At 39.6% G+C, this 1501-nt stretch carries 2 protein-coding genes; both read right to left on the bottom strand.

Features of this window, described 5'->3' with window-relative positions; all coding sequences use genetic code 11:
* Positions 1-248 precede the first annotated feature (248 nt).
* On the bottom strand, positions 249-1253 hold the full coding sequence (locus tag PLH43_RS13665) for a reverse transcriptase/maturase family protein (RefSeq protein ID WP_324364040.1): 1005 nt from the start codon (positions 1251-1253) through the stop codon (positions 249-251).
* A 14-nt stretch (positions 1254-1267) separates the two neighbouring features.
* Positions 1268-1501, bottom strand: a 234-nt coding sequence (locus tag PLH43_RS13660; protein WP_324364038.1) for a hypothetical protein, incomplete at its 5' end; no start/stop codon positions are given.

Raw genomic sequence — 1501 nt, 5'->3', positions numbered from 1 at the left:
TCCTGAGTTTTATATTCCCCTCTTCATCTGTGTATTGCTCATGCTGATAAATAGGTGTTCATTCCAATTCAAAAGTTTACAAAATTCCAATTAAAAGTTTACAAAATTCCAAAACAACGGTTTACAATTTTTCGTGTTTTTTTCTGCTTTATTGTGGGATAATGTGTGATAAAAAGGGATATATTGGGATATTCATTAAGCGAAATTTTCTCTCAGAATTTAGTTTAAATTGCAAAAAAGTTGTCATTTTATCTTTTCAAAACAAACTCGGAGAGGATGTGGTGGAGGGTGATGTAGCCATCACAGTGCTTCATGTAGCCAAGAAAGCTCATGAGGCGGGGTTTGATATAGTCAAGATCTATAATACCTAAGGCGTAATCTTTCATAAGCTTTTTAAACATCCTTTTTGCTCGTTTTACATTCCGCTTACGGGGGAGTATATGCGTAGGCCAGGTTCTATATCCAGCAAAGTCAACGCCTTGTGCGTAGGGGCAAATTCGGGTTTTCGGGTTGAGTTTAAGCGCAAGCCTGGTAATCAGGAAGTCCTGGATGTCGCACAGCAATTGCTTTAGATATTTTTTGTCGGGATGGGCTATTACAAAGTCGTCCATATATCTCAAATAATATTTCACGCCTAATTGGTCTTTGATGAAGTGGTCAAGCTCATTGAGATACACATTTGCAAACAGCTGACTCGTCAAGGCTCCGATGGGGAGCCCCTGGTCTGTCTGGAAGATGATGGTTTCTATGAGCCAGAGAGTGTCTTTGCATCGAATTGTCCGTTGAATGATATTCATCAGGATTGAATGATTGATGCTTGGGAAATACTGGCTGATATCAGCCTTCAAGACATAACTGTTTCTTGGCAGTTTTCTCATAAATTTCTGGACTCTTTTAACTGCTGCATGCGTGCCCTTTCCTTTTCTGCAGGCATAGCTGTCGTAGATAAATTTTTTCTCAAACAAAGGCTCTATGATATTACATAGAGCATGGTGAATGACTCTATCTCTAAAAGCAGGAGCATGGATCAATCTCTTTTTCGGATCATAGACATAAAACTCTTTAAATCTGCCTGGTTCATAGGTTTTCCAGATAAGTTCATTCTGAATAATTAAAAGGTTTTCTTCTAATTTGCTTGTAAAATCAAGCACCTCTTTTCTATATCTTTTGCATTTTCTGGCCTTTAAATATGCAGAGTAAAGGTTGTTAAAGCTATATATCTTGTTGTACAAATTATTATAAGTAACTGGCATATCCCCTACCATTTTCAGTTTTCAGTCAACTTACTCACCGCAGAGGCAAGTTTATCTTTTCCCTTCGAGGGAAGGACTAAGGATCTGACTCCATAAACGGATGGACATAGCTCCGTAAAGCTGTGTCTCTGTATATAGTTGAAGTCACGGGCAAAGCGAGAGCCAATGTTCGGGTTCACGTTCCAGGGGTAGCTGTTCAGGTTCGCCGTGCGGGAACCAGCATATGCGCCATCGTTCCAATTGCCGCC

The sequence above is a fragment of the Acetivibrio sp. genome (assembly GCF_035371925.1).
In the GTDB taxonomy this organism is placed as follows: Bacteria; Bacillota; Clostridia; order Acetivibrionales; family Acetivibrionaceae; genus Hungateiclostridium.
This window is presented reverse-complemented; position numbering and strand designations above follow the sequence as displayed.

What these genes read in the sequence shown, in the direction of transcription:
- PLH43_RS13665 (WP_324364040.1), bottom strand. Translation starts at nt 1,253, where the DNA reads ATGCCAGTTACTTATAATAATTTGTACAACAAGATATATAGCTTTAAC.